Origin of the sequence: Streptomyces sp. NPDC008139, from assembly GCF_042957025.1 — a bacterium.
GTDB lineage: Bacteria > Actinomycetota > Actinomycetes > Streptomycetales > Streptomycetaceae > Actinacidiphila.
Genome location: NZ_JBIBHM010000037.1, coordinates 1 through 1,053, shown reverse-complemented (window position 1 = coordinate 1,053; position 1,053 = coordinate 1). Strand labels below are relative to the sequence as shown.

The window sequence follows — 1,053 nt, the reverse complement described above, 5'->3', positions numbered from 1 at the left end:
TCCAGGTCGGGTCGGTCCCGGTGGGCGGGGACGCGCCTGTTTCCGTCCAGTCGATGACGACGACCCGTACCTCTGACATCGGTGCCACTCTTCAGCAGATCGCGGAGTTGACGGCTTCGGGCTGTCAGATCGTGCGGGTGGCGTGTCCGACGCAGGATGATGCCGACGCGCTCGCGACGATCGCGAAGAAGTCGCAGATTCCGGTGATCGCGGACATTCATTTTCAGCCGAAGTACGTGTTCGCGGCGATCGATGCCGGGTGTGCGGCGGTTCGGGTGAATCCGGGGAACATCAAGCAGTTCGACGACAAGGTGAAGGAGATCGCGCGGGCGGCTTCGGAGGCGGGGACGCCGATCCGGATCGGTGTGAACGCGGGGTCGCTGGACGCGCGGCTGCTGAGGAAGTACGGGAAGGCGACGCCTGAGGCGCTGGTGGAGTCCGCGCTGTGGGAGGCGTCGCTGTTCGAGGAGCACGGTTTCCGGGACATCAAGATCTCGGTGAAGCACAACGATCCGGTGGTGATGGTCAACGCGTACCGGTTGCTGGCGGCCCAGTCGGACTATCCGCTGCATTTGGGTGTGACGGAGGCGGGTCCGGCGTTCCAGGGCACGATCAAGTCCGCTGTGGCGTTCGGTGCGCTGTTGTCGGAGGGGATCGGGGACACGATCCGGGTGTCGTTGTCGGCTCCTCCGGCGGAGGAGGTCAAGGTCGGTATCCAGATTCTGGAGTCGTTGAATCTGCGGCAGCGGCGGCTGGAGATCGTGTCGTGTCCGTCGTGCGGGCGTGCTCAGGTGGATGTGTACAAGCTGGCGGATCAGGTGTCGGCGGGTCTTGACGGTATGGAGGTCCCGCTGCGGGTCGCGGTGATGGGCTGTGTCGTGAACGGTCCGGGTGAGGCCCGTGAGGCTGATCTGGGTGTGGCGTCGGGCAATGGCAAGGGTCAGATCTTCGTCAAGGGTGAGGTCATCAAGACCGTGCCGGAGTCGAAGATCGTCGAGACGCTGATCGAAGAGGCGATGAAACTCGCCGAGCAGATGGAGGCCGACGGGACCA

At 64.4% G+C, this 1,053-nt stretch carries 1 protein-coding gene; it reads left to right on the top strand.

Annotation, left to right across the window (positions count from 1 at the left end; translation table 11 throughout):
- On the top strand, nucleotides 1-1,053 hold a 1,053-nt coding region (gene ispG / locus ACFZBB_RS34720), incomplete at both ends, for a flavodoxin-dependent (E)-4-hydroxy-3-methylbut-2-enyl-diphosphate synthase (protein ID WP_391131224.1).